Origin of the sequence: Yinghuangia soli, from assembly GCF_021502675.1 — a bacterium.
GTDB lineage: Bacteria > Actinomycetota > Actinomycetes > Streptomycetales > Streptomycetaceae > Yinghuangia > Yinghuangia soli.
Genome location: NZ_JAKFHA010000014.1, coordinates 177,208 through 200,686 on the forward strand (window position 1 = coordinate 177,208; position 23,479 = coordinate 200,686).

At 67.4% G+C, this 23,479-nt stretch carries 37 protein-coding genes; all 37 read right to left on the bottom strand.

Going from position 1 to position 23,479, the window contains the following annotated elements:
• Positions 1 to 269: 269 nt before the first annotated feature.
• Positions 270 to 1,286: a DNA-directed RNA polymerase subunit alpha gene (locus LZ495_RS23270; RefSeq protein ID WP_235054790.1), complete on the bottom strand. Its 1,017-nt coding sequence runs from the start codon at positions 1,284 to 1,286 to the stop codon at positions 270 to 272.
• A 115-nt stretch (positions 1,287 to 1,401) separates the two neighbouring features.
• A complete protein-coding gene (rpsD, locus tag LZ495_RS23275; protein ID WP_235054791.1) occupies positions 1,402 to 2,028 on the bottom strand; it encodes a 30S ribosomal protein S4 in 627 nt (208 codons plus the stop codon).
• A gap of 28 nt (positions 2,029 to 2,056) precedes the next feature.
• On the bottom strand, positions 2,057 to 2,458 hold the full coding sequence (gene rpsK / locus LZ495_RS23280) for a 30S ribosomal protein S11 (RefSeq protein WP_235054792.1): 402 nt from the start codon (positions 2,456 to 2,458) through the stop codon (positions 2,057 to 2,059).
• Between the two features lie 69 nt (positions 2,459 to 2,527).
• The gene (gene rpsM / locus LZ495_RS23285; protein ID WP_235054793.1) at positions 2,528 to 2,908 is read right to left on the bottom strand and encodes a 30S ribosomal protein S13; all 381 of its coding nucleotides are present in this window, start codon (positions 2,906 to 2,908) and stop codon (positions 2,528 to 2,530) included.
• Between the two features lie 187 nt (positions 2,909 to 3,095).
• Positions 3,096 to 3,209 carry a 50S ribosomal protein L36 gene (rpmJ, locus tag LZ495_RS23290; RefSeq protein WP_009740505.1) on the bottom strand — a complete coding sequence of 38 codons (114 nt, stop codon included), beginning with the start codon at positions 3,207 to 3,209 and terminating at the stop codon, positions 3,096 to 3,098.
• A 112-nt stretch (positions 3,210 to 3,321) separates the two neighbouring features.
• Positions 3,322 to 3,543, bottom strand: a complete 222-nt coding sequence (gene infA, locus LZ495_RS23295; RefSeq protein WP_018382544.1) for a translation initiation factor IF-1 — start codon at positions 3,541 to 3,543, stop codon at positions 3,322 to 3,324.
• A gap of 108 nt (positions 3,544 to 3,651) precedes the next feature.
• Entirely contained in the window at positions 3,652 to 4,035 is a 384-nt protein-coding gene (locus tag LZ495_RS23300) for a DUF1707 SHOCT-like domain-containing protein (RefSeq protein ID WP_235054794.1), read from the bottom strand.
• Positions 4,036 to 4,122: 87 nt separating this feature from the next.
• Positions 4,123 to 4,911 carry a type I methionyl aminopeptidase gene (gene map / locus LZ495_RS23305; protein WP_308268590.1) on the bottom strand — a complete coding sequence of 263 codons (789 nt, stop codon included), beginning with the start codon at positions 4,909 to 4,911 and terminating at the stop codon, positions 4,123 to 4,125.
• Positions 4,912 to 5,110: 199 nt separating this feature from the next.
• A complete protein-coding gene (locus LZ495_RS23310) occupies positions 5,111 to 5,767 on the bottom strand; it encodes an adenylate kinase (protein ID WP_235054795.1) in 657 nt (218 codons plus the stop codon).
• Complete coding sequence (gene secY / locus LZ495_RS23315; RefSeq protein WP_235054796.1) at positions 5,768 to 7,087, bottom strand: preprotein translocase subunit SecY; 1,320 nt, start codon at positions 7,085 to 7,087, stop codon at positions 5,768 to 5,770.
• A 273-nt stretch (positions 7,088 to 7,360) separates the two neighbouring features.
• Positions 7,361 to 7,813 carry a 50S ribosomal protein L15 gene (gene rplO / locus LZ495_RS23320; RefSeq protein ID WP_235054797.1) on the bottom strand — a complete coding sequence of 151 codons (453 nt, stop codon included), beginning with the start codon at positions 7,811 to 7,813 and terminating at the stop codon, positions 7,361 to 7,363.
• Between the two features lies 1 nt (position 7,814).
• The gene (gene rpmD, locus LZ495_RS23325; RefSeq protein WP_235054798.1) at positions 7,815 to 7,997 is read right to left on the bottom strand and encodes a 50S ribosomal protein L30; all 183 of its coding nucleotides are present in this window, start codon (positions 7,995 to 7,997) and stop codon (positions 7,815 to 7,817) included.
• Positions 7,997 to 8,602 (bottom strand): 30S ribosomal protein S5, encoded by a 606-nt coding sequence (gene rpsE, locus LZ495_RS23330; protein WP_231778751.1) that lies wholly within the window; start codon positions 8,600 to 8,602, stop codon positions 7,997 to 7,999. Before rpsE ends, rpmD begins: the two co-directional genes overlap by 1 nt.
• Before the next feature lie 46 nt (positions 8,603 to 8,648).
• Entirely contained in the window at positions 8,649 to 9,032 is a 384-nt protein-coding gene (gene rplR / locus LZ495_RS23335; protein WP_235054799.1) for a 50S ribosomal protein L18, read from the bottom strand.
• A gap of 2 nt (positions 9,033 to 9,034) precedes the next feature.
• Entirely contained in the window at positions 9,035 to 9,571 is a 537-nt protein-coding gene (gene rplF, locus LZ495_RS23340) for a 50S ribosomal protein L6 (RefSeq protein ID WP_235054800.1), read from the bottom strand.
• 19 nt (positions 9,572 to 9,590) lie between these two features.
• Entirely contained in the window at positions 9,591 to 9,989 is a 399-nt protein-coding gene (gene rpsH, locus LZ495_RS23345) for a 30S ribosomal protein S8 (protein ID WP_235054801.1), read from the bottom strand.
• A 168-nt stretch (positions 9,990 to 10,157) separates the two neighbouring features.
• Positions 10,158 to 10,343, bottom strand: coding sequence for a type Z 30S ribosomal protein S14 (locus tag LZ495_RS23350; protein ID WP_179814568.1), 186 nt, complete (start codon positions 10,341 to 10,343; stop codon positions 10,158 to 10,160).
• A gap of 1 nt (position 10,344) precedes the next feature.
• Positions 10,345 to 10,914, bottom strand: coding sequence for a 50S ribosomal protein L5 (gene rplE, locus LZ495_RS23355; protein ID WP_235054802.1), 570 nt, complete (start codon positions 10,912 to 10,914; stop codon positions 10,345 to 10,347).
• Positions 10,914 to 11,237: a 50S ribosomal protein L24 gene (rplX, locus tag LZ495_RS23360; RefSeq protein ID WP_235054839.1), complete on the bottom strand. Its 324-nt coding sequence runs from the start codon at positions 11,235 to 11,237 to the stop codon at positions 10,914 to 10,916. Before rplX ends, rplE begins: the two co-directional genes overlap by 1 nt.
• Before the next feature lie 15 nt (positions 11,238 to 11,252).
• Positions 11,253 to 11,621: a 50S ribosomal protein L14 gene (gene rplN / locus LZ495_RS23365; protein WP_235054803.1), complete on the bottom strand. Its 369-nt coding sequence runs from the start codon at positions 11,619 to 11,621 to the stop codon at positions 11,253 to 11,255.
• A gap of 64 nt (positions 11,622 to 11,685) precedes the next feature.
• Positions 11,686 to 11,949: a 30S ribosomal protein S17 gene (rpsQ, locus tag LZ495_RS23370; protein WP_235054840.1), complete on the bottom strand. Its 264-nt coding sequence runs from the start codon at positions 11,947 to 11,949 to the stop codon at positions 11,686 to 11,688.
• Positions 11,950 to 11,963: 14 nt separating this feature from the next.
• Positions 11,964 to 12,200 carry a 50S ribosomal protein L29 gene (gene rpmC / locus LZ495_RS23375; protein WP_235054804.1) on the bottom strand — a complete coding sequence of 79 codons (237 nt, stop codon included), beginning with the start codon at positions 12,198 to 12,200 and terminating at the stop codon, positions 11,964 to 11,966.
• The gene (gene rplP, locus LZ495_RS23380; protein ID WP_235054805.1) at positions 12,200 to 12,619 is read right to left on the bottom strand and encodes a 50S ribosomal protein L16; all 420 of its coding nucleotides are present in this window, start codon (positions 12,617 to 12,619) and stop codon (positions 12,200 to 12,202) included. Before rplP ends, rpmC begins: the two co-directional genes overlap by 1 nt.
• 5 nt (positions 12,620 to 12,624) lie before the next feature.
• Positions 12,625 to 13,476, bottom strand: a complete 852-nt coding sequence (gene rpsC, locus LZ495_RS23385) for a 30S ribosomal protein S3 (protein ID WP_235054806.1) — start codon at positions 13,474 to 13,476, stop codon at positions 12,625 to 12,627.
• Positions 13,476 to 13,820: a 50S ribosomal protein L22 gene (gene rplV / locus LZ495_RS23390; RefSeq protein WP_235054807.1), complete on the bottom strand. Its 345-nt coding sequence runs from the start codon at positions 13,818 to 13,820 to the stop codon at positions 13,476 to 13,478. Before rplV ends, rpsC begins: the two co-directional genes overlap by 1 nt.
• A gap of 47 nt (positions 13,821 to 13,867) precedes the next feature.
• Entirely contained in the window at positions 13,868 to 14,149 is a 282-nt protein-coding gene (rpsS, locus tag LZ495_RS23395; RefSeq protein ID WP_235054808.1) for a 30S ribosomal protein S19, read from the bottom strand.
• A gap of 11 nt (positions 14,150 to 14,160) precedes the next feature.
• Positions 14,161 to 14,997: a 50S ribosomal protein L2 gene (rplB, locus tag LZ495_RS23400; protein ID WP_235054809.1), complete on the bottom strand. Its 837-nt coding sequence runs from the start codon at positions 14,995 to 14,997 to the stop codon at positions 14,161 to 14,163.
• 34 nt (positions 14,998 to 15,031) lie between these two features.
• Positions 15,032 to 15,358 carry a 50S ribosomal protein L23 gene (rplW, locus tag LZ495_RS23405; RefSeq protein ID WP_235054810.1) on the bottom strand — a complete coding sequence of 109 codons (327 nt, stop codon included), beginning with the start codon at positions 15,356 to 15,358 and terminating at the stop codon, positions 15,032 to 15,034.
• Positions 15,355 to 16,041: a 50S ribosomal protein L4 gene (gene rplD, locus LZ495_RS23410; protein WP_235054811.1), complete on the bottom strand. Its 687-nt coding sequence runs from the start codon at positions 16,039 to 16,041 to the stop codon at positions 15,355 to 15,357. Before rplD ends, rplW begins: the two co-directional genes overlap by 4 nt.
• Positions 16,042 to 16,045: 4 nt before the next feature.
• A complete protein-coding gene (gene rplC, locus LZ495_RS23415) occupies positions 16,046 to 16,690 on the bottom strand; it encodes a 50S ribosomal protein L3 (RefSeq protein ID WP_235054812.1) in 645 nt (214 codons plus the stop codon).
• A 14-nt stretch (positions 16,691 to 16,704) separates the two neighbouring features.
• Positions 16,705 to 17,013: a 30S ribosomal protein S10 gene (gene rpsJ / locus LZ495_RS23420; protein WP_066889903.1), complete on the bottom strand. Its 309-nt coding sequence runs from the start codon at positions 17,011 to 17,013 to the stop codon at positions 16,705 to 16,707.
• Between the two features lie 460 nt (positions 17,014 to 17,473).
• Positions 17,474 to 18,667: an elongation factor Tu gene (tuf, locus tag LZ495_RS23425; RefSeq protein WP_235054813.1), complete on the bottom strand. Its 1,194-nt coding sequence runs from the start codon at positions 18,665 to 18,667 to the stop codon at positions 17,474 to 17,476.
• A 115-nt stretch (positions 18,668 to 18,782) separates the two neighbouring features.
• Positions 18,783 to 20,921 carry an elongation factor G gene (gene fusA, locus LZ495_RS23430; RefSeq protein ID WP_235054814.1) on the bottom strand — a complete coding sequence of 713 codons (2,139 nt, stop codon included), beginning with the start codon at positions 20,919 to 20,921 and terminating at the stop codon, positions 18,783 to 18,785.
• Positions 20,922 to 20,960: 39 nt separating this feature from the next.
• A complete protein-coding gene (gene rpsG / locus LZ495_RS23435) occupies positions 20,961 to 21,431 on the bottom strand; it encodes a 30S ribosomal protein S7 (protein ID WP_235054815.1) in 471 nt (156 codons plus the stop codon).
• A complete protein-coding gene (rpsL, locus tag LZ495_RS23440; protein ID WP_020549242.1) occupies positions 21,431 to 21,805 on the bottom strand; it encodes a 30S ribosomal protein S12 in 375 nt (124 codons plus the stop codon). Before rpsL ends, rpsG begins: the two co-directional genes overlap by 1 nt.
• 542 nt (positions 21,806 to 22,347) lie before the next feature.
• Positions 22,348 to 22,944, bottom strand: coding sequence for a DUF1707 and DUF4190 domain-containing protein (locus LZ495_RS23445; RefSeq protein WP_235054816.1), 597 nt, complete (start codon positions 22,942 to 22,944; stop codon positions 22,348 to 22,350).
• Between the two features lie 76 nt (positions 22,945 to 23,020).
• On the bottom strand, positions 23,021 to 23,446 hold the full coding sequence (locus tag LZ495_RS23450; protein ID WP_235054817.1) for a DUF4190 domain-containing protein: 426 nt from the start codon (positions 23,444 to 23,446) through the stop codon (positions 23,021 to 23,023).
• Between the last annotated feature and the right edge of the window lie 33 nt (positions 23,447 to 23,479).

Consider the following 23,479-nt stretch of genomic DNA (forward strand, 5'->3'; position numbering starts at 1 on the left):
TCAGTCCGCCCGGGCCGGTCGGCCCGGACGCGAGCCCCGAGCGAAAATGCCCGGGGCGGTCCGCACGTATCGGCCCGAAAGCCGTTACGCACGACGTGCGTTGCGATCCGCGGAGCGGATCAGTACTGCTCGGTCTCCGCACTGCGCTTATCCGGGGGACGACCCCCGGACCCCCGCAGCGTGTCCGGGCAGTATCAGTACTGCTCGGTCTCCGCACTGCGCTTATCCGGGGGACGACCCCCGGACCCCCGCAGCGTGTCCGGGCAGTATCAGTACTGCTCGGTCTCCGCGAAGCCGTGGTCGTCCTCGTCGCCGAAGCTGTCCGCAGCGGCGGTCGGGTCGAATCCGGGCGGGCTGTCCTTGAGGGCCAGGCCCATGCCGGCCAGCTTCGCCTTGACCTCGTCGATGGACTTCGCACCGAAGTTGCGGATGTCCAGCAGGTCCGCCTCGCTGCGCGCGACGAGCTCGCCCACGGTGTGGATGCCCTCGCGCTTGAGGCAGTTGTACGAGCGGACCGTGAGCTCGAGCTCCTCGATCGGCAGCGCCAGGTCGGCCGCGAGCGCGGCGTCCGTCGGCGACGGGCCCATGTCGATGCCCTCGGCGTCGACGTTGAGCTCGCGGGCCAGACCGAACAGCTCGACCAGGGTCTTGCCGGCCGACGCCATCGCGTCGCGCGGACGCATCGACGGCTTGGTCTCGACGTCCACGATCAGCTTGTCGAAGTCCGTGCGCTGCTCGACACGGGTGGCCTCGACCTTGTACGTGACCTTCATGACCGGCGAGTAGATCGAGTCGACCGGGATACGGCCGATCTCCTGGCCCGCCTGCTTGTTCTGCACCGCGGAGACGTAGCCGCGACCGCGCTCGACGGTCAGCTCCATCTCCAGCTTGCCCTTGGCGTTCAGCGTGGCCAGGACCAGCTCGGGGTTGTGCACCTCGACACCGGCCGGGGGCGCGATGTCGCCGGCGGTGACCACACCCGGGCCCTGCTTGCGCAGGTACATCACGACCGGCTCGTCGTGCTCCGAGGAGACGACCAGCTGCTTGATGTTGAGGATGAGGTCGGTGACGTCCTCCTTGACGCCCGGCACGGTGGTGAACTCGTGCAGGACACCGTCGATGCGGATGCTCGTGACGGCAGCACCCGGGATCGAGGAGAGGAGCGTACGGCGCAGCGAGTTGCCGAGGGTGTAGCCGAAGCCCGGCTCCAGCGGCTCGATGACGAACCGGGACCGGAATTCGTCGACGACGTCCTCGGTCAGAGTGGGACGCTGTGCGATAAGCATGGTTTTCCTCCATGTCTTCGGTGCCCGCTATATGACACCGACGGCTATGGCAAGGGTACGGGCGGAACGGTGGAAAACCGTCCCGCCCGACCCTTTTTGTCGTACTTCTACTCGCTTACTTGGAGTAGAGCTCGACGATGAGCTGCTCCTGGACCTGCGTGTCGATGACCTGACGCGCGGGCAGGGAGTGCACGAGGATGCGCATCTTGCTCGGGATGACCTCGATCCACGCGGGAACGGGGCGCTCGCCGGCCTCCGCACGAGCGACCACGAACGGGGTCAGCTCGAGCGATTCCTTGCGGACCTCGATGATGTCGGCCTCGGAGACGCGGGCCGACGGGATGTCGGTCTTGACGCCGTTGACCAGGATGTGGCCGTGGCGGACCAGCTGGCGGGCGTGGTCGCGCGACTTGGCGAAGCCCGCGCGGTAGACCACGTTGTCCAGACGCGACTCGAGGATGCGGAGCAGGTTCTCGCCGGTCTTGCCCTGCTTGCGGTTCGCCTCCTCGTAGTAGCCGCGGAACTGCTTCTCGAGGACGCCGTAGATGCGCGCGCACTTCTGCTTCTCGCGCATCTGCAGCAGGTACTCGCTGTCCTTGGTGCGGCCGCGACCGTGCTCACCCGGCGGGTAAGGACGGATCTCGATCGGGCACTTCGGCCCTTCGCACTTGCTGCCCTTGAGGAACAGCTTCATCTTCTCGCGACGGCAGCGCTTGCAGTCAGCGCCGGTGTAACGCGCCATGGTTCTTTAACTCCTACTCGGCTTCAGGTCAGACGCGGCGGCGCTTGGGGGGGCGGCAGCCGTTGTGCGGCACGGGGGTGACGTCCTGGATGGAACCCACCTCAAGGCCGGTCGCCTGGAGCGAGCGGATGGCGGTCTCACGACCGGAACCCGGGCCCTTGACGAAGACGTCGACCTTGCGCATGCCGTGCTCCTGGGCACGGCGGGCAGCCGACTCGGCGGCCATCTGCGCGGCGAACGGGGTCGACTTGCGCGAACCCTTGAAGCCCACGTGGCCCGCGGAGGCCCACGAGATCACGTTGCCGTTCGGGTCGGTGATCGACACGATCGTGTTGTTGAACGTGCTCTTGATGTGGGCGTGCCCGTGAGCGACGTTCTTCTTTTCCTTGCGGCGCACCTTCTTGGCGCCGGTGCGGCTCTTGGGAGGCATCTGCTGGAAACTCCTGAGGTCGTCGGTCCGCTGCTAGCGACGGGGACCGTCTGATCCGGCGAAAGCGGACTACTTCTTGCCGGGCTTCTTCTTGCCGGCGATGGCGCGGCGCGGGCCCTTGCGGGTACGCGCGTTGGTGTGCGTGCGCTGACCGCGGACGGGCAGGCCACGACGGTGGCGCAGGCCCTCGTAGCAGCCGATCTCGACCTTGCGGCGGATGTCGGCCTGCACCTCGCGGCGCAGGTCGCCCTCGACGCGGTAGTTCGCGTCGATCCAGTCACGCAGCTTGACCAGGTCGTCCTCGGTCAGGTCGCGCACGCGGGTGTCCGCGTTGACGCCGGTGTTGCTCAGGGTCTCCAGCGCGCGGGTGCGACCGACGCCGAAGATGTAGGTGAGTGCGACCTCGACCCGCTTGTCGCGGGGCAGGTCTACGCCGACGAGGCGTGCCATGTATGTGGCTCCTGGGTTCGTTGGAGGTGATGCGCAGCACCGGTCCGGAAGGCTCGCTCTGGATCCTTCGGTCCCCGGCCTCCAACCGGGGGTGGCGTCCCGCGCCTAGCTGCTGCGGGGGTCGGGTGCTACGACATTTACGTGGTGCGTCGCGCGACGATCTCGTGCCGCGTGCGCGGTGCTGCGATCAGCCCTGGCGCTGCTTGTGGCGCAGGTTCTCGCAGATCACCATGACCCGGCCGTGACGGCGGATCACCTTGCACTTGTCACAGATCTTCTTGACGCTCGGCTTGACCTTCATGATCTCTCCGGTACGTGCTGACAAGGGCACCCGTGGGCACCCTCGTCGCCGAGGCGGTTATCGGTTCGCAGCCGCGGCCTGCCCGGGGAACGGGACGAGGCGCGGAGCTCGCCTACTTGTAGCGGTAGACGATCCGACCGCGGGTCAGGTCGTACGGGCTCAGCTCGACGACCACGCGGTCGTCCGGGAGGATCCGGATGTAGTGCATCCGCATCTTTCCGCTGATGTGAGCGAGGACCTTGTGCCCGTTCTGCAGTTCGACGCGGAACATGGCGTTGGGGAGAGATTCGATGACAGTGCCCTCGATCTCGATGGCCCCTTGCTTCTTCGGCATGTCCTCCGCGTTTCGTCTACTCGGGAATCGTCTACCTTCGGCTTCTGTGTCCACCGCGGGCCGGCGCCGAGAGGCGCGGCAAAAAGCGGCTACAGACAAGCCGACGAGTCAGTCTAAGGCACGCACCCGCGAGATGGGAAACCGGGCGGCGGACCTTACCGCATAAGCAGCGGCGACCGTCAACAAGAGTACGCCCGCACAGCCCCCGCGTGTCGCCTTCGGCACCCGTCCGGCCGCGGTCCCGGACTCCCCCGGCGGCCCGGCGGCGCCGCCGCCGGGCCGCTCCGCATCGTCGTCCGCCCGGTCCCGCCGGGACGGCAGATCGTGCAGCACCGCATCCAGCTCGCCGACCGTCGCGGCCCGCTTCACGCGGCCGAGCCGGGCCTGGTAGTCGGCAAGCGGCAGCCGGCCCGCGGCCATCTCCTCGCGCAGCGCGTCGGTCACGCGCGCCCGGTCCGCGGCGCCCGCCGGGCGCGTAGCGTCACTGTCCACCGGCACAGCGTAGGACAGCGGGCGCCCCGGCGGGACTCCTGCGCGGCCGGGCTGCCGGCCGGACTGCCGGCCGGCCTACGGGCAGGGCTACTTCGGCAGCGCGGTGAGGACGACCGGGCCGTCCTCGGTGACCGCGATGGAGTGCTCCCAGTGCGACGCGTACCCGCCGGCCGTGGTCTTCACCGTCCAGTCGTCCGGCATCGTGTACGTGTCCGGACGGCCCAGCGTCACCATCGGCTCGATCGCCAGGCACACCCCGGGCAGCAGCTCGGGGCCCTGCCCCGGCTTCCCGTAGTTGAGGATGTGCGGGTCCTGGTGCATCTCGGTGCCGATGCCGTGGCCGCCGTAGTCCTGGACGATGCCGTACTTGCCGCCGCTCGCCGGCGTGTTGGCCCGGATGGCCTGCTCGATCGCGTGGCTGATGTCGGTCAGCCGCCCGCCCGGCTTCGCCGCGGCGATGCCGGCCCACATCGACTCCTCGCACACCCGGCTGAGCTCGGCCAGCTCGTCGGGCACCGCGCCGACCGCGACGGTGATCGCCGAGTCGCCGTGCCAGCCGGCCAGGATCGCCCCGCAGTCGATCGAGATCAGATCGCCCTCGCGCAGCGGCACGTCGTCCGGGATGCCGTGCACCACCACGTCGTTGACCGACGCGCAGATCGACGCCGGGAACCCGTGGTAGCCCTTGAACGACGGGATCGCCCCGGCCTCCCGGATGCTGCGCTCGGCCAGCGCGTCCAGCTCGCGCGTGCTGATGCCCGGCACCGCGGCCGCGCGCAGCTTCTGCAGGGTCTCGGCGACCACCGCACCCGCGAGCCGCATCTTCTCGATCTGCTCCGGGGTCTTGCGCTCGATCTTGCTGCGCCGCCTCTTGATCACCGGCCTGCTGTTCCTTCCGCGCCTCGTCGGCGTCCTCGTCGTCCGGGCAGGTGCCCGGGCTGCCTTCCTGTACCCGCTCGCCGCAACGAACATGGGCGACCCGGGAGTGATCCCGGATCGCCCATGTGCGGGTCTTGCCGTGCTGCCTCGTACTGCTCGGTGCTGCGCTGTTCGACGGGTGCCGCCGGAGAACGCCTCAGTCCTCGGTGAAGGCCTTGAGTGCGGTCTTCGCGCGCTCGGTGACCTCGGGCACCCGCCCGAGAGCATCGATCACCACGAGAATGCCCTGTTCGGAGTAGTACCCGATCAGCGGCTCGGTCTGCTCCTTGAACACGTCGAGACGGTGCTTGACCGTCTCTTCGCGGTCGTCGTCGCGCTGGTAGAGCTCGCTGCCGCACTCGTCGCAGATGCCCTCGACCTTCGGCCGGTCGAAGAAGACGTGGCACACGTGCCCGTGGGCACGGCACTGCCGGCGGCCGGACAGCCGCTGGATGATCTCCTTGGCCGGGACCTCGAGCTCGAGGACGGCGTCGAGCTTGGTGCCGTGCTCGGCCAATATCTCGTCCAGCACCTTGGCCTGCGCCGTGTTGCGCGGGAACCCGTCGAGCAGGAACCCGTCGGCGGCGTCCGGCTGCGCGAGGCGGTCCCGGACCATGCCGATGGTGACTTCGTCGGGGACGAGGTTGCCCGCGTCCATGTACTTCTTCGCCTCGATGCCCAGCGGCGTCATCTGCGAGACGTTGAAGCGGAAGAGATCGCCCGTCGAGATCGCGGGGATCGACAGGTCTGCGGCGATGTACTGGGCCTGGGTTCCCTTACCCGCGCCGGGAGGGCCCACAAGAACGATACGCATTTAGCGGAGGAAGCCTTCGTAGTTGCGCTGCTGGAGCTGGCTCTCGATCTGCTTCACGGTTTCCAGACCCACTCCCACGATGATCAGGATGCTCGTGCCGCCGAACGGGAAGTTGTTGGTGGCGTTGAAGAGCACGAGCGCGATCATGGGTACGAGCGCGATCATGCCCAGGTAGAGCGATCCGGGCCAGGTGATCCGGGTAAGGATGTAGTTCAGGTACTCCGCAGTCGGTCTGCCGGCGCGGATGCCCGGGATGAAACCACCATACTTCTTCATGTTGTCGGCAACTTCCTCGGGGTTGAACGTGATCGCCACGTAGAAGAAGGCGAAGAACACGATCAGGAGGAAGTAGGTCGCCATGTAAAGCGGGTGGTCACCCTGCACGAAGTTGCGTTCGATCCACACGGCCCAGCCGGAAGTGCTTCCGCTGAACTGCGCGATCAGAGCCGGGATGTACAGCAGCGAAGAGGCGAAGATCACGGGGATGATGCCCGCCTGGTTGACCTTCAGCGGGATGTAGGTCGACGTGCCGCCGTAAGCACGGCGCCCGATCATCCGCTTGGCGTACTGCACGGGGATCCTGCGCTGCGCCTGCTCGACGAAGACGACCAGGCCGACCATCAGCAGGCCCACCGCGATGACGGTGAAGAAGGCGACCCAGCCGCCGCCCAGGGTGCCGGTCTGCTTGATGTTCCACAGCGCCGCCGGGAAGCCGGCCGCCACCGAGACGAACATCAGGATCGACATGCCGTTGCCGATGCCGCGGTCGGTCACCAGCTCGCCCAGCCACATGATCACCGAGGTGCCCGCGGTCATGACCATCACCATGACGAGGATGCGGAACAGGCTCTGGTCGGGGACGATCTGGTCCGGCTGGCACTCGCCGCCGGAGCTGTTGAACAGCGCGCCGCTGCGCGCGGTCGCCACCAGCGCGGTGGACTGCAGGATCGCCAGCGCGATGGTGAGGTATCGGGTGTACTGCGTGATCTTGGCGGTGCCCGCCTGGCCCTCCTTCTTGAGGGCTTCCAGACGCGGAATGACGACCGTCAGCAGCTGCAGGATGATGCTCGCCGTGATGTACGGCATGATCCCGAGCGCGAAGATCGTCAGCTGGAGCAGCGCACCGCCGCTGAACATGTTCACCAGGCCGAAGAGGCCGCCCTGGTCCGCGGCGTCGACGCACTTGCGGACCATCTGGAAGGACACGCCCGGGACCGGGATGTGCGACCCGATCCGGAAAAGGACGATGATCCCCAGTGTGAAGAGCAGCTTCTTGCGCAGGTCGGGCGTGCGGAACGCCCGTGCGAACGCGGTGAGCACACTGCCTCCTGCGCCTCGCCCGTCGGGCGAGTCGTTTGATCGATCGGTCCCGTAGGCCACGGGCCGGTCCCGGTATGGAACCTCACGGACAATAACAGCGTCGGTCGGCAGAAAGTTCGCACGGACCGCGAGATTTGCTGCGTGGACGTGGACTCGACATCCCACCGTCCCGCACCGGCATCCCTACGGTGCTCGCGCGGCCTGGCCGCATACGACGCAGGGGCGCCACCACCTTACCGGCGTGGCGCCCCTGCAAAGAAGCCGTTGGCGCTCTTAGAGCTCGTCGGCCGAGCCGCCGGCCGCGGCGATCTTGTCCTTCGCGGAGCCGGAGAAGGCATGCGCCTGCACCTGCACCGCGACGGTGATCTCGCCCTGGCCGAGCACCTTGACCAGCTGGTTCTTGCGAACCGCACCCTTGGCCACGAGGTCGTCGACGGTCACGACGCCGCCCTCGGGGTACAGGGCACTGATCTTGTCCAGGTTCACGACCTGGAACTCGGTGCGGAACGGGTTCTTGAAGCCCTTCAGCTTCGGCAGCCGCATGTGGAGGGGCATCTGCCCACCCTCGAAGCGGGCCGGAACCTGGTAGCGGGCCTTGGTGCCCTTGGTGCCGCGACCGGCGGTCTTGCCCTTGGAGCCTTCACCACGACCCACGCGGGTCTTGGCGGTCTTGGCACCGGGGGCGGGCCGCAGGTGGTGCACCTTCAGCGGGTTCTCAGCACCCATGTCAGTCCACCTCCTCGACGGTGACGAGGTGCGACACCGTGAAAATCATGCCGCGGATCTCCGGACGGTCTTCCTTGACGACCACGTCGTGGACGCGCTTGAGACCGAGCGAACGGAGAGTGTCCCGCTGGTTCTGCTTGCTGCCGATCTTCGATCGGGTCTGCGTGACCTTGAGACGTGCCATTACGCACCCACTCCCGCGCGGGCCCGCAGCAGCGCGGCCGGGGCCACGTCCTCCAGCGGGAGCCCGCGGCGAGCCGCGATCTCCTCGGGACGCTGGAGGCCCTTGAGGGCCGCCACCGTCGCGTGAACGATGTTGATCGCGTTGTCCGAGCCGAGCGACTTGCTCAGCACGTCGTGGATGCCCGCGCACTCGAGCACGGCACGCACCGGGCCACCGGCGATGACGCCGGTACCGGGGGAAGCCGGCTTGAGCAGCACGACACCGGCCGCCGCCTCACCCTGGATCGGGTGCGGGATGGTGCCCTGGATACGGGGGACCTTGAAGAAGTGCTTCTTGGCCTCCTCCACACCCTTGGCGATGGCGGCCGGCACCTCCTTGGCCTTGCCGTAACCGACACCCACGGTGCCGTCGCCGTCGCCCACCACGACCAGCGCGGTGAAGCTGAAGCGGCGACCACCCTTGACTACCTTGGCCACACGGTTGATCGCGACGACGCGCTCGACGTAGGCGGTCTTCTCGGCGGCGGCGCCGCCGTCGCGCCGATCCCGCCGGTCCCGACGCTCGCCGCCGCCGGCGCCGCCACCGCGGCGCTGGGGTCCAGCCATCAGAAATTCCTCATCTGTCGTACGAAGCTTGTCCGGACCAGCGGGCTCAGAACGCCAGCCCGCCCTCGCGCGCGGCATCGGCAAGCGCGGCGATACGGCCGTGGTACTTGTTGCCACCACGGTCGAACACCACGGTCTCGATGCCCGCAGCCTTGGCCCGCTCAGCGACGAGCTCGCCGACCTTGCGCGCCTTCGCGGTCTTGTCGCCCTCTCCGCCGAGGATGGACGCGTCCATCGTCGAGGCGGAGGCCAGGGTGACACCGGCCAGGTCGTCGATCACCTGCGCCACGATGTGGCGCGTGGAACGGGTCACGACCAGACGAGGCCGCTGGGGGGTACCGGAAACACGCTTCCGGACCCGGATGTGCCGACGCTTCCGGGAGGTGGACTTCTTCGCCACTCCCTTGCCGGCCTTCACACCGACGGCCATGCCTACTTACCAGCCTTTCCGACCTTGCGGCGGATGACCTCACCCGCGTACTTCACGCCCTTGGCCTTGTACGGGTCGGGCTTGCGAAGCTTGCGGATGTTCGCGGCGACCTCGCCGACCTTCTGCTTGTCGATGCCCTGGACCTCGAACTTGGTCGGGCTCTCGACGACGAAGGTGATGCCCTCGGGGGCGTCGACGACGATGGGGTGGCTGTATCCCAGCGCGAACTCCAGCGAGGAGCCCTTCGCTGCGACACGGTAACCGACACCGCTGATCTCGAGCTTCTTCACGTATCCCTGGGTCACACCGGTGATCATGTTCGCCACCAGCGTCCGGGACAGCCCGTGGAGGGCCTTCGAGAGGCGCTCGTCGTTGGGGCGGGTCACCGCAAGGGTGCCGTCCTCGAGAGCGATCTCGATCGGAGCTGCGAGATTGTGCGACAGGGTGCCCTTGGGGCCCTTCACGACGACCTCGCGGCCATTGATGGTGACGTCCACGCCGGCGGGAACCGGGATGGGCAGCCGTCCGATTCGCGACATTGCCTATCCTCCTTTCCCGTTACCAGACGAAGGCGAGGACTTCCCCGCCCACGCCCTTCTTGGCGGCCTGACGGTCGGTGAGCAGACCCTGCGACGTCGAGATGATCGCGACGCCGAGGCCTCCCAGCACCTTCGGCAGACTCGTGGACTTTGCGTACACCCGCAGACCGGGCTTCGAGACGCGGCGGATGCCGGCGACCGAGCGCTCGCGGTTCGGGCCGTACTTCAGGTCGATGACGAGGTTCTTGCCGACCTCGGCGTCCTCGACGCGCCAGCCCTGGATGTAACCCTCCTGCTGGAGGATCTCCGCGATGTGCGACTTGATCTTGCTGAACGGCATCACGACATCGTCGTGATATGCCGAGTTGGCATTCCGCAGACGCGTGAGCATGTCTGCGATGGGGTCGGTCATGGTCATGACGGCCTCAGGGCCTTTCTCGCCGCGGTTTCCCGAAATGCGATCGGTCCCGGGGCCGCCCCTCCCGAAGGAGGGGCGGCACACAGGACGACTGCGGTACGGGACCTACAGCGTTTGAAACGGACACCCTCGCCGAAGCGAGGATGAGTGCCGGGAAGCGGGGTTCGCTTACCAGCTGCTCTTGGTGACGCCGGGCAGCTCGCCGGCGTGCGCCATCACGCGCAGGCACACACGGCACAGACCGAACTTGCGGTACACCGAGTGCGGACGACCGCACCGCTGGCAGCGCGTGTAACCGCGCACCGCGAACTTCGGCTTGCGAGCGGCCTTGGCAATCAGGGCCTTCTTCGCCACGTCAGCTCTCCTTGAACGGGAATCCGAGGTGACGCAGCAGAGCGCGGCCCTCGTCGTTGTTCTTGGCGGTGGTCACCACAGTGATGTCCATGCCGCGAACACGGTCGATCTTGTCCTGGTCGATCTCGTGGAACATCGACTGCTCGGTCAGACCGAAGGTGTAGTTGCCGTTGCCGTCGAACTGCTTCGGCGACAGACCGCGGAAGTCGCGGATACGGGGCAGGGCGATCGAGACCAGGCGGTCCAGGAACTCCCACATGCGGTCGCCGCGCAGCGTGACGTGCGCACCGATCGGCTGGCCCTCGCGCAGCTTGAACTGCGCGATGGACTTGCGGGCCTTGGTGACCTGGGGCTTCTGGCCGGTGATGGCCATCAGGTCCTTGATCGCACCCTCGATGAGCTTGGAGTCGCGAGCCGCGTCCCCGACACCCATGTTGACGACGACCTTGACGACACCCGGGATCTGCATGACGTTCTCGTACGAGAAGTCCTCCTGCAGCTTGCCCTTGATCTCGTCGCGGTAGCGCTGCTTCAGGCGCGGCAGCGCCTTCGCTTCAGTGGTGACAGTCATCAGATGTCCTCACCGGTCCGCTTGGCGATCCGGATCTTGTTGCCCTCGTCGTCGAAACGGTAGCCGACGCGCGTGGGAACCTTCTTGCCGTTCTGCTCCACGACCAGCATCACGTTGCTGATGTGCACAGGGGCTTCCTGGGTGATGATGCCGCCGGTCTTGGCACCCTTGGCGGACTGGCCGACCTTGGTGTGCTTCTTGATCCGGTTGACACCCTCGACGAGGACGCGGTTGTCCGCCGGGAAGGCCGCAATGACCTTGCCCTGCTTGCCGCGGTCCTTGCCCGTGATGACCTGGACCAGGTCACCCTTCTTGATCTTCATGCTCTTCGCCATGGGTTACAGCACCTCCGGCGCGAGCGAGATGATCTTCATGAACTTCTTCTCGCGCAGCTCACGGCCGACCGGGCCGAAGATACGGGTGCCACGGGGCTCACCGTCGTTCTTGAGGATGACGGCGGCGTTCTCGTCGAAGCGGATGTAGGAGCCGTCGACACGGCGGCGCTCCTTGACGGTCCGCACGACGACAGCCTTGACGACGTCGCCCTTCTTCACGTTGCCACCGGGGATCGCGTCCTTCACGGTGGCCACAATGACGTCCCCGATGCCCGCGTAGCGCCGGCCGGATCCGCCGAGCACACGGATGCAAAGAATCTCCTTGGCACCCGTGTTGTCGGCGACTCGCAGTCGCGACTCCTGCTGGATCACGTCTAACTCCTGATCATCACGTCGCGGTGCAGGCCCACTTCACAGTGGGCCTGCCCAGCGCTCGCTACTTGGCCTTTTCGAGGATCTCTACGATGCGCCACCGCTTGCTGGCGGACAGCGGCCGGGTCTCCATCAGGAGGACGCGGTCGCCGACGCCGCAGGCGTTCTGCTCATCGTGAGCCTTCAGCTTGCTCGTGCGGCGGATGACCTTGCCGTAGAGCGGGTGCTTCACGCGGTCTTCGACAGCGACGACGACGGTCTTGTCCATCTTGTCGCTGACCACGAGACCCTCACGGGTCTTGCGGAATCCCCGGCTCTGCTCAGTCATCTCAGTCTTCTCGCTCACGCCGCGCCTCCGTCCTCTTCCACGCTGACGATGCCGAGCTCGCGCTCACGCATCAGCGTGTAGATGCGGGCGATGTCCTTGCGGACCGCCTTGAGCCGCCCGTGGTTCTCGAGCTGCCCGGTCGCCGCCTGGAAACGGAGGTTGAACAGCTCCTCCTTGGCCTCACGCAGCTTGGCGACGAGTTCCTCGTCCGCCAGGTCGCGCAGCTCGGACGCCTTGGTCCCGGCCGCCATCACGCCTCACCTGCCTCGCGCCGGACAATCCGGCACTTCATCGGCAGCTTGTGCGTGGCGCGCAGAAGCGCCTCGCGAGCCACCTTCTCGTTCGGGTACGACAGTTCGAACATCACCCGACCGGGCTTGACGTTCGCGACCCACCACTCGGGCGAGCCCTTACCGGAACCCATGCGGGTCTCGGCCGGCTTCTTGGTCAGCGGACGGTCCGGGTAGATGTTGATCCAGACCTTGCCACCACGGCGGATGTGCCGGGTGATGGCAATACGGGCGGACTCGATCTGCCGGTTGGTCACGTACGCCTGGCCCAGGGCCTGGATGCCGTACTCGCCGAACGCGAGCTCGGTACCGCCCTTGGCCCGACCACCGCGCTTGGGGTGGTGCTGCTTGCGGTGCTTGACCCTGCGGGGGATCAGCATCGGGGTCAGGCCTCCGTTCCGGTCTCGGGCGCCGAAGCCGGGGCCTCGGCAGCCGGGGCGGCGGACTCAGCCGGCGCCTCGTTCTGCGGACGTCCGCCACGGGCTCCGCCGCGGCCGCCGCGCTCGCCGCGCTCGCCGCCACGGGCGCCGCCACGGGGGCGGTCACCGGCGGGGCCACGGGACGGGCGGTTGCCGGCACGCGCAGCGGCGTTCTCGGCGCGGACCTCGGCGATGTTCTTCACATCGCCCTTGTAGATCCACACCTTGACGCCGATGCGGCCGAAGGTCGTGCGGGCCTCGAAGAAGCCGTACTCGACGTTCGCGCGCAGCGTGTGCAGCGGGACGCGACCCTCGCGGTAGAACTCGGAGCGCGACATCTCCGCGCCGCCGAGCCGGCCACCGCACTGGATCTTGATGCCCTTGGCACCCGACTTCATCGCGGTCTGCATCGCCTTGCGCATGGCACGGCGGAACGAGACGCGCGACGACAGCTGCTCGGCCACGCCCTGCGCGACGAGCTGGGCGTCGACCTCGGGGTTCTTGACCTCGAGGATGTTCAGCTGGACCTGCTTGCCGGTCAGCTTCTCGAGGTTGCCGCGGATCTTGTCGGCCTCCGCGCCGCGGCGGCCGATGACGATGCCCGGCCGGGCGGTGTGGATGTCGACGCGGACGCGGTCGCGGGTGCGCTCGATCTCCACCTTGGAGATGCCGGCCCGCTCCATGCCCGTCGTCATCATCCGGCGGATGGCGACGTCTTCCTTGACGTAGTCCTTGTAAAGCTTGTCGGCGTACCAGCGCGACTTGAAGTCCGTGGTGATACCGAGGCGGAACCCGTGCGGGTTAACCTTCTGGCCCACTAGCGGGTCCTCTCCTTCTCGGCGACAACCACGGTGATGTGGCTGGTGCGCTTGCGGATGCGGTACGCACGCCCCTGGGCACGCGGCCGGAACCGCTTGAGGGTCGGCCCCTCGTCCACGTAAGCCTGCGACACGTACAGGTTGTTCGTGTCCAGGTTGTGGTTGTGCCCGGCGTTCGCGATGGCGCTGTCGAGCACCTTCCCGACCGGCTCGCTCGCGGCCTGCTGCGCGAACCGCAGGATGGCCTGCGCCTCGGCCGCGTCCATGCCGCGGATCAGGTCGACAACCCGGCGAGCCTTCATGGGCGTGACGCGGATGTACCGCGCCTGGGCCCTGGCTTCCATTGAAGTCTCCGTGTTCATCTCAGTTCGGTTTCCTTGTAGCTCGCCGGTCAGCGACGACGCGACTTGCGGTCGTCCTTCTCGTGGCCACGGAAGGTCCGGGTCGGGGCGAACTCGCCGAGCTTGTGGCCGACCATCGCCTCGGTGACGAACACCGGGACGTGCTTGCGGCCGTCGTGCACCGCGATGGTGTGGCCCAGCATCGCCGGGACGATCATCGAGCGACGGGACCAGGTCTTGATGACGTTCTTGGTGCCCTTCTCGTTCTGCACGTCCACCTTCTTGATGAGGTGGCCGTCGACGAAGGGTCCCTTCTTCAGACTGCGCGGCATCGAGACTGCTCCTAGCGCTTCTTGTTCGTCTTGCGGCGGCGGATGATCAGCTTGTCGCTGGCCTTCTTCGGCCGGCGCGTGCGACCTTCCTTCTGGCCCCACGGCGACACCGGGTGACGGCCACCGGAGGTCTTGCCCTCACCACCACCGTGCGGGTGGTCGATCGGGTTCATCGCCACACCGCGGACGGTCGGGCGCTTGCCCTTCCAGCGCATGCGGCCGGCCTTGCCCCAGTTGATGTTCGACTGCTCGGCGTTGCCGACCTCGCCGATGGTGGCGCGGCAGCGGACGTCGACCATCCGAATCTCACCCGACGGCATGCGGAGGGTCGCGAACGCGCCTTCCTTCGCCAGCAGCTGGACGCTGGCACCCGCGGAGCGGGCCAGCTTGGCGCCGCCACCCGGACGCAGTTCGATCGCGTGCACGACCGTACCGACCGGGATGTTGCGGAGCGCGAGGTTGTTGCCCGGCTTGATGTCAGCGGTCGGACCGTTTTCGATGCGGTCGCCCTGACGCAGCTTGTTCGGGCAGAGGATGTAGCGCTTCTCGCCGTCTGCGTAGTGCAGGAGCGCGATGCGCGCGGTGCGGTTGGGGTCGTACTCGATGTGAGCGACCTTGGCCGGCACGCCGTCCTTGTCGTTGCGACGGAAGTCGATGACACGGTACGCGCGCTTGTGACCGCCACCCTGGTGGCGAGTCGTCACGCGGCCGTGGTTGTTACGACCACCCTTGCTGTGCAGCGGGCGGACCAGCGACTTCTCCGGCGTGGACCGCGTGATCTCGACGAAGTCGGCGACGCTGGCGCCACGACGGCCCGGAGTCGTCGGCTTGTACTTGCGGATGCCCATGGCTTCTCTTAGTCCTCGTCCGTATCAGCGGCCGTCAGCCGACGGGTCCACCGAAGATGTCGATCCGCTCGCCCTCGGCCAGGGTGACGATCGCTCGCTTCGTGTCCTTGCGCTTGCCGAAACCGGTCTTCGAGCGCTTGCGCTTGCCCTGCCGGTTGATCGTGTTCACGTTCGTGACCGTGACCCCGAAGATCGCAGCGACTGCCTGCTTGATCTGGGTCTTGTTCGCGCCCGGAGCCACGATGAAGGTGTACTTGTTCTCGTCGAGCAGCCCGTAGGACTTCTCCGAGATCACCGGCTTCAGCAGCACGTCGCGGGGGTCGGTGAAGGTCTTGCTGGTGACCTGCGTGGTCTCGCTCACGCCTCGTCGCTCCCTTCGAGCTCGCTCGAAGTGGCAACGGCGGTCGCGGTCTTGCCCTTGGGCGAACCGGCGATGAACCGCTCCAGAGCAGCCTTCGTGAAGACCACGTCGTCGGAGACGAGCACGTCGTAGGTGTTCAGCTGCCCGGGCTCGAGCACGTGCACCTGCGGGAGGTTGCGGGCGCTCAGCCAGGCGGCGGTGTCGTCCTTCTCGGCGACCAGGAGCACGTGCTTGCGCTCGGAGATCTTGCCGATCAGGGTGCGGGCGGCCTTGGTGGACGGCGCGTCGCCGTCGATCAGGGCGGACACGCAGTGGATGCGCGAGTGCACGGCCCGGTCGGTGAGGGCACCGCGCAGGGCGGCGGCCTTCATCTTCTTCGGGGTGCGCTGCTCGTAGTCGCGCGGCACGGGGCCGTGGACCACGCCGCCGCCGGCGAACTGCGGCGCGCGGGTCGAGCCCTGGCGGGCCCGGCCGGTGCCCTTCTGGCGGTACGGCTTCTTGCCGCCGCCACGGACCTCGCCGCGGGTCTTCACCTTGTGCGTGCCCTGGCGGGCCGCGGCCAGCTGGCCCACGACGACCTGGTGGATCGTCGGGATGCTGACCTGGACGTTGAAGATCTCCTCGGGGAGCTCAACGGTCCCGGTCTTCTCGCCGGCCGGCGAGAGAACGTCGATGCTGGTCATGAATTCACGCCCCCTTGGCCGCGGTGCGGACCAGGACGAGGCCGCCGTTCGGACCGGGGATCGCACCCTTGACCAGGATGAGACCCTTCTCGGCGTCGACAGCGTGGACGGTCAGGTTCTGGGTGGACACGCGCACGTTGCCCATGCGGCCCGCCATGCGCACACCCTTGAACACGCGGCCCGGGGTGGCGCAGCCACCGATGGAGCCGGGCGAGCGGTGCTTGCGCTGCGTGCCGTGCGAGGCGCCGAGGCCCTTGAAGCCGTGGCGCTTCATGACACCGGCGGTGCCCTTGCCCTTGCTGGTGCCTGCGACGTCGACCTTCTGGCCGGCCTCGAAGACGTCCGCGGTGATCTCCTGGCCGAGCGTGTACTCGGACGCGTCGGAGGTGCGGAGCTCCACCAGGTGGCGGCGCGGGGTCACGCCGGCCTTGGCGAAGTGCCCGGACAGCGGCTTGTTGACCTTGCGCGGGTCGATCTGGCCGAAGGCGATCTGGACGGCGCTGTAGCCGTCCGTGTCGCCGCTGCGGACCTGGGTCACGACGCACGGCCCGGCCTGGACGACGGTCACCGGAACGACGCGGTTGTTCTCGTCCCAGACCTGGGTCATGCCGAGCTTGGTGCCCAGAATGCCCTTCATCTGCTTCGTCATCGTCGGTGCGTCCCTCAGAGCTTGATCTCGATGTCGACGCCGGCCGGAAGGTCGAGACGCATCAGCGAGTCAACGGTCTTCGGGGTCGGGTCGAGGATGTCGATGAGCCGCTTGTGAGTGCGCATCTCGAAGTGCTCGCGCGAGTCCTTGTACTTGTGCGGCGAGCGGATGACGCAGTACACGTTCTTCTCGGTCGGCAGCGGCACCGGGCCCGCGACCTGCGCGCCCGTACGGGTCACCGTCTCGACGATCTTGCGCGCCGAGGAGTCGATGACCTCGTGGTCGTAGGCCTTGAGCCGGATGCGGATCTTCTGTCCCGCCATGGCTGCTTCGAATTCCTTCTCTCGTACCGCTGCGGATCACCCCCGCCGTGGCGCGGGACTGACGTCTTGCGACCGACCCCCGCGGTCGGGCGTGTCGCCCTGCTACTCACAAGGCACCCTTGAAAGCCCCTTGCGGGGTCCATAGGCGCCGAGTAGCGGATCGCACTGTCCCCGGTCACTGCGGCAAGTGACGGGACATCGATGCGACCACCAGGCTGTCCACGCGCATCAACTGCGGTGGGCGGCGGGGGAGGCAAATCCTCTGCTGCCCGGGCCCGGAACCTCATGCACCATCAAGGCACACAAGAATCCCTTGGCCGAACAGGCAACTGAACCAGTATGCAGTACGGAGTACTGCCTTGGCCAATCGAGGTTTGAACCCCCACCTGACGGGGGTGGGGTCTCAAGGGGAACAAGGCCCCGCCCGCCGACCCGAGTGGGTCGGCGGGCGGGACATTGATCACTTGAGGATCTTGACGACCTGGCCGGCGCCGACGGTGCGGCCGCCCTCGCGGATGGCGAAGCGCAGGCCCTCCTCCATCGCGATCGGCTGGATCAGGGCGACGGTCATGCCGGTGTTGTCACCGGGCATCACCATCTCGGTGCCCTCGGGAAGGGTAACCACGCCGGTCACGTCCGTGGTACGGAAGTAGAACTGCGGGCGGTAGTTGTTGAAGAACGGCGTGTGACGGCCGCCCTCGTCCTTCGAGAGGATGTAGACCTGGGCCTCGAAGTCGGTGTGCGGCGTGACCGAACCCGGCTTGATGATGACCTGGCCGCGCTCGACGTCCTCGCGCTTGATGCCGCGGACGAGCAGACCGACGTTCTCGCCGGCCTGGCCCTCGTCGAGCAGCTTGCGGAACATCTCGATGCCGGTGACCGTGGTGGTGGTCTTGGTCTCCTTGATACCGACGATGTCGACGGTCTCGTTGATCTTGACCACGCCACGCTCGATGCGGCCGGTGACGACCGTACCGCGACCGGTGATCGTGAAGACGTCCTCGACCGGCATGAGGAACGGCTTGTCGACGTCGCGCTCCGGGGTCGGAATCGACTCGTCGACGGCCTTCATGAGGTCGAGCAGCTTCGCGCCCCACTCGGCGTCGCCCTCGAGCGCCTTCAGCGCCGAGACGCGCACGACCGGCAGGTCGTCGCCCGGGAACTCGTACTCGGAGAGCAGCTCACGGACCTCGAGCTCGACGAGCTCCAGGATCTCCTCGTCGTCCACCATGTCGGCCTTGTTCAGCGCGACGACGATGTACGGAACGCCGACCTGGCGGGCCAGGAGCACGTGCTCCTTGGTCTGCGGCATCGGGCCGTCGGTGGCGGCGACCACGAGGATGGCGCCGTCCATCTGGGCGGCACCCGTGATCATGTTCTTGATGTAGTCCGCGTGACCCGGGCAGTCGACGTGGGCGTAGTGACGGTTCTCCGTCTGGTACTCCACGTGCGCGATCGAGATCGTGATACCGCGCTGACGCTCTTCCGGCGCCTTGTCGATCTGGTCGAACGGCGTGAAGGGGTTCAGGTCCGGGTACGCGTCGTGCAGCACACGGGTGATCGCCGCGGTAAGGGTCGTCTTACCGTGGTCGATGTGACCGATGGTGCCGATGTTGACGTGCGGCTTAGTCCGCTCGAACTTCGCCTTCGCCACTGAGTCCTCCTGTGGACTGGTTCTTTACGCCGTACGACGTCGGGTAGTCAGATGGGGCGGGCCGACGGCCCGGGATCCTGACGAATCCCGGGCCCCCAAATTCCCGGTGAGCTATTTACTCGCCGCGAACCTTGGCAATGATCTCTTCCGCGACGTTCCGGGGAACCTCGGCGTAAGAGTCGAACTGCATGCTGTAGCTGGCCCGACCCGAGGTCTTGCTCCGGAGGTCGCCGACGTAGCCGAACATCTCCGACAGCGGGACCAGCGCCTTGACGACGCGGGCGCCACTACGCTCTTCCATGGCCTGGATCTGGCCACGACGCGAGTTGAGGTCGCCGATCACATCGCCCATGTAGTCCTCGGGCGTGATGACCTCGACGGCCATCATGGGCTCGAGGATCGCCGGGCTCGCCTTGCGGGCCGCTTCCTTGAACGCCATCGAACCGGCGATCTTGAAGGCGAGCTCCGAGGAGTCGACGTCGTGCGCGGCACCGTCGAGCAGGTAGACGCGGACGCCCACCAGCGGGTAGCCGGCCAGCACGCCGAACTCCATGGCCTCCTGGCAGCCTGCGTCCACCGACGGGATGTACTCCCGGGGGATGCGGCCACCGGTGACCTTGTTGACGAACTCGTAGTTGTCGTCGCCGCCGGCGTCGAGCGGCTCGATGCCGATCTGCACCTTGGCGAACTGACCCGAGCCACCAGTCTGCTTCTTGTGCGTGTAGTCCACGCGCTCGACAGCCTGGCGGATCGTCTCGCGGTAAGCCACCTGCGGCTTGCCGACGTTGGCCTCGACCTTGAACTCGCGCTTCATGCGGTCGACCAGCACCTCGAGGTGCAGTTCGCCCATGCCGCCGATGATGGTCTGGCCGGTCTCCTCGTCGGTGTGCACCTGGAACGAGGGGTCTTCTTCGGCGAGCCGCTGGATAGCGACGCCGAGCTTCTCCTGGTCGCCCTTCGACTTGGGCTCGATGGCGACCTGGATGACGGGGGCCGGGAAGGTCATCGACTCGAGGATGACCGGGTTCGACGAGTCGCTCAGCGTCTCGCCGGTGGTCGTGTCCTTGAGGCCCATGACGGCGACGATGTCGCCGGCGCCCACGCTCGGGATCTCCTCACGCTTGTTCGCGTGCATGCGGTAGATCTTGCCGATGCGCTCCTTCTTGCCCTTCACGGAGTTGAGGACTGCAGAGCCCGACTCCATGCGGCCCGAGTAAACCCGGACGAAGGTGAGCTTGCCGAGGTGCGGGTCGCTCATGATCTTGAAGGCAAGACCCGCGAACGGCTCCGAGTCGGCCGGCTTGCGCTCGACGACGACGCTCTCGTCGCCGACCTTGTGGCCGGTGATGACCTCGCGGTCGAGCGGCGACGGCAGGTAGCGCACCACCGCGTCGAGCAGGGGCTGGACGCCCTTGTTCTTGAACGCGGTGCCGCAGAACACCGGGGTGAAGGTGGCCTCGCCGGCCTTCTCCTCGCTCGTCGAGGCGATGGTGGCGCGGCGGATCGCCGCGTACAGCTGCTCCTCGGTGGGCTCGGTGCCCTCGAGGAAGAGCTCCATCATCTCTTCGTCGTGCTCGGAGATGGTCTCGACCAGCTTCTCGCGCCAGGTCTGGGCGATCTCGGTGTGCGTGGCCGGGATGTCGACGACGTCGTACATCTCGCCCTTAGCCGCCTCGGCGGACCACACCAGGGCCTTCATGCGGACCAGGTCCACGACGCCCTGGAAGTCCATCTCGGCACCGATCGGCACCTGCATGACCAGCGGGGTCGCGCCCAGGCGGTCGACGATCATGTCGACACAGCGGAAGAACTCCGCGCCGGTGCGGTCCAGCTTGTTCACGAAGCAGATGCGCGGGACGCCGTAACGGTCGGCCTGACGCCACACCGTCTCGGACTGCGGCTCCACACCCGCGACACCGTCGAACACGGTGACCGCACCGTCGAGGACGCGGAGCGAACGCTCCACCTCGACCGTGAAGTCCACGTGGCCCGGGGTGTCGATGATGTTGATGGTGTTCTCTACACCCTCGAGGGACCAGTGGCAGGTGGTCGCAGCGGACGTGATCGTGATGCCACGCTCCTGCTCCTGCTCCATCCAGTCCATCGTGGCGGCGCCCTCGTGGACCTCGCCGATCTTGTAGTTCACACCGGTGTAGAAAAGGATCCGCTCAGTCGTCGTGGTCTTGCCCGCGTCGATGTGAGCCATGATCCCGATGTTGCGGACCTTGGCCAGGTCAAGAGCAGTGGTAGCCATGTGGCTTTCTCTCTCGTATCTCGTTCGACGGGGTGACGACTACCAGCGGTAGTGCGCGAAGGCCTTGTTGGACTCGGCCATCTTGTGGGTGTCCTCGCGCTTCTTCACAGCAGCGCCAAGACCGTTGCTGGCGTCCAGCAGCTCGTTCATCAGACGCTCGGTCATCGTCTTCTCGCGACGGGCGCGGGAGTAGCCGACGAGCCAGCGGAGAGCAAGCGTGGTGGAGCGGCCGGGGCGGACCTCGACCGGGACCTGGTAGGTCGCGCCGCCGACGCGGCGGCTGCGGACCTCGAGGGTCGGCTTGACGTTCTCGAGCGCGCGCTTCAGCGTGATGACCGGGTCGGTGCCGGTCTTCTCGCGGCAGCCTTCAAGAGCGCCGTAGACGATCCGCTCGGCAGTGGAGCGCTTGCCGTCCTGCAGGACCTTGTTCACCAGGGAGGTGACGAGCGGCGAGTTGTAGACCGGGTCGATGATGACCGGTCGCTTCGGGGCCGGGCCCTTGCGAGGCATTAGCTCTTCTCCTTCTTCGCGCCGTAGCGGCTGCGCGCCTGCTTGCGGTTCTTGACGCCCTGCGTGTCGAGCGAACCGCGAATGATCTTGTAGCGGACACCCGGGAGGTCCTTCACACGGCCACCGCGAACGAGCACGATCGAGTGCTCCTGCAGGTTGTGACCCTCACCGGGGATGTACGCCGTGACCTCAATGCCACTCGTCAGGCGAACACGAGCTACCTTGCGAAGCGCAGAGTTCGGCTTCTTGGGCGTGGTCGTGTAAACACGGGTGCACACGCCGCGACGCTGCGGGCTCCCCTTGAGCGCAGGAGTCTTGGCCTTGTCGACCTTGTCCTGGCGGCCCTTTCGGACCAGCTGCTGGATCGTGGGCACCGCGTCTCCGTCTTCGTTCGTGCCAAGCGGTCTGAAATACGACTGCATCTTCAATGTGCTGCTGGATGGCCTGAATCCCTGGGTGTGAGGGCCATCTCCTACCTCGCTATCCGGCCCCCGCGGTCGGGCGTGTCGCCCAGTCTTCAGCGGCAGTACGGAATCGGGAGGTATGTGTTTCGGTCTCCTGCACCCTCGCACTGGACGCATCCGAGCCGGATGGCGCTGAGTGCAGGCGCAAGAACCCGGGGACACCCCAGGCACAAGGAAAGAGAGTACCTACCACACGAGCAGAGGTCAAAGCGAAAGCCCCGGCCCCCGTCGCCGCCATGGATTCGGGCCTCTAAGTGCCTTCCGACCACCGGTTTCCCGGGTCGTCGGCGCTTTTCACACTCTTACCGAGGCCACTGCCCAAGCCCTTGCCGAAGCCACGGTACCGCCGCCTCCGCAGGGCCGCCACGCGGGCCGCGGCCCGCGCCGGCACCTTCGCGCCGGGCTCGCCCGCCCGGTCGGCCGCCGAGTCAGCCGCCGGGTCAGCCGTCGGGTCAGCCGCCCAGGTCGATGACGAGGGACAGCACCACGATCAGCCAGCCCAGCGACAGGCCGGCCACCGCCGGCCCCGTGCCGCCGTTGTGCGGGTAGGGGCGCGTCTGGGCCTGGTGCAGGCCCACGTGGCCGGTGGCCGCGGCGATCGCGCCGAACGCGTACGGGAACGGGTTGAACCGGCCGATCATCGCGACCTCGGTGACCGGCCAGGCCACCAGCAGCGACACGATCCCGATGACCAGCGAGGCGATCGCCACGCCGTTGGTGTGCGGCGGCGCGGGGCGCGGCACCAGGTGCGGCGGGTAGCCGTACCAGCCGGGGTGCGGTCGCGGGAAAGGCGGCGGCGCGGCGGGCAGCACCGCGGCGGGCGGCGGTACGGAGCCCATGGGGCCGACCGGGAGGTCCTGCACGAGCTCGGCCAGCTGCCCGTAGGTCTGCGCGGAGAGCGCGTCCTCCAGGCGCTGGCGGTATTCGTCGTCGGCGAGCCGGCCCTCGGCCCAGGCGGCCTTGAGGACGTCGGAGCAGCGGTCGCGGTCCGCCTGCGCGCAGCGCATCCCGTGCTGCCGGCCGTCGCCGCCCCAGCCGTCGCCGCCCATCAAGGCCCCCCTCGGGTTCAGAGTCCTGACCTTCATGGTGCACCGGGAAACCGGCCCCCGCTGTCCGCTCGGGTACTCAGATCCGCCCGGCGAGTGCGGTCAAGTACGTACGCAGCATCTCTTCCTCGTCGAACGCACTGGGGTTGGCGATCGCGATGATGATGACGAGCGCCACGACGGCCAGCCCGACGTAGCCGATCACCAGGCCCGCGATGGCCATCCCCCGGCCCTGCTGGCCGGTGCGCTCGATCTGGCCCAGCGCGATGTGGCCGAAGATGACGCCGAGGACCGAACCCACGCCGGACAGGCACACGATGCTGAGCACCAGCGAGGCGATGGCCATGCCGTTGGTGCCGGGCTGCGGGCCGTATCCGTAGCCGCCGTAGCCGGGCTGCTGGTACCCGGGCGGCAGGTAGCCGGGGGGCGGATAGCCGCCGGGAGGGTAGCCGCCGGGCTGCTGGTCGTACGGGTTGTGCCCCCACGGATCCCCTGGCGTGCTCATGCCGGTCCCCCCGTTGCTCATGCTGCCGCTTGC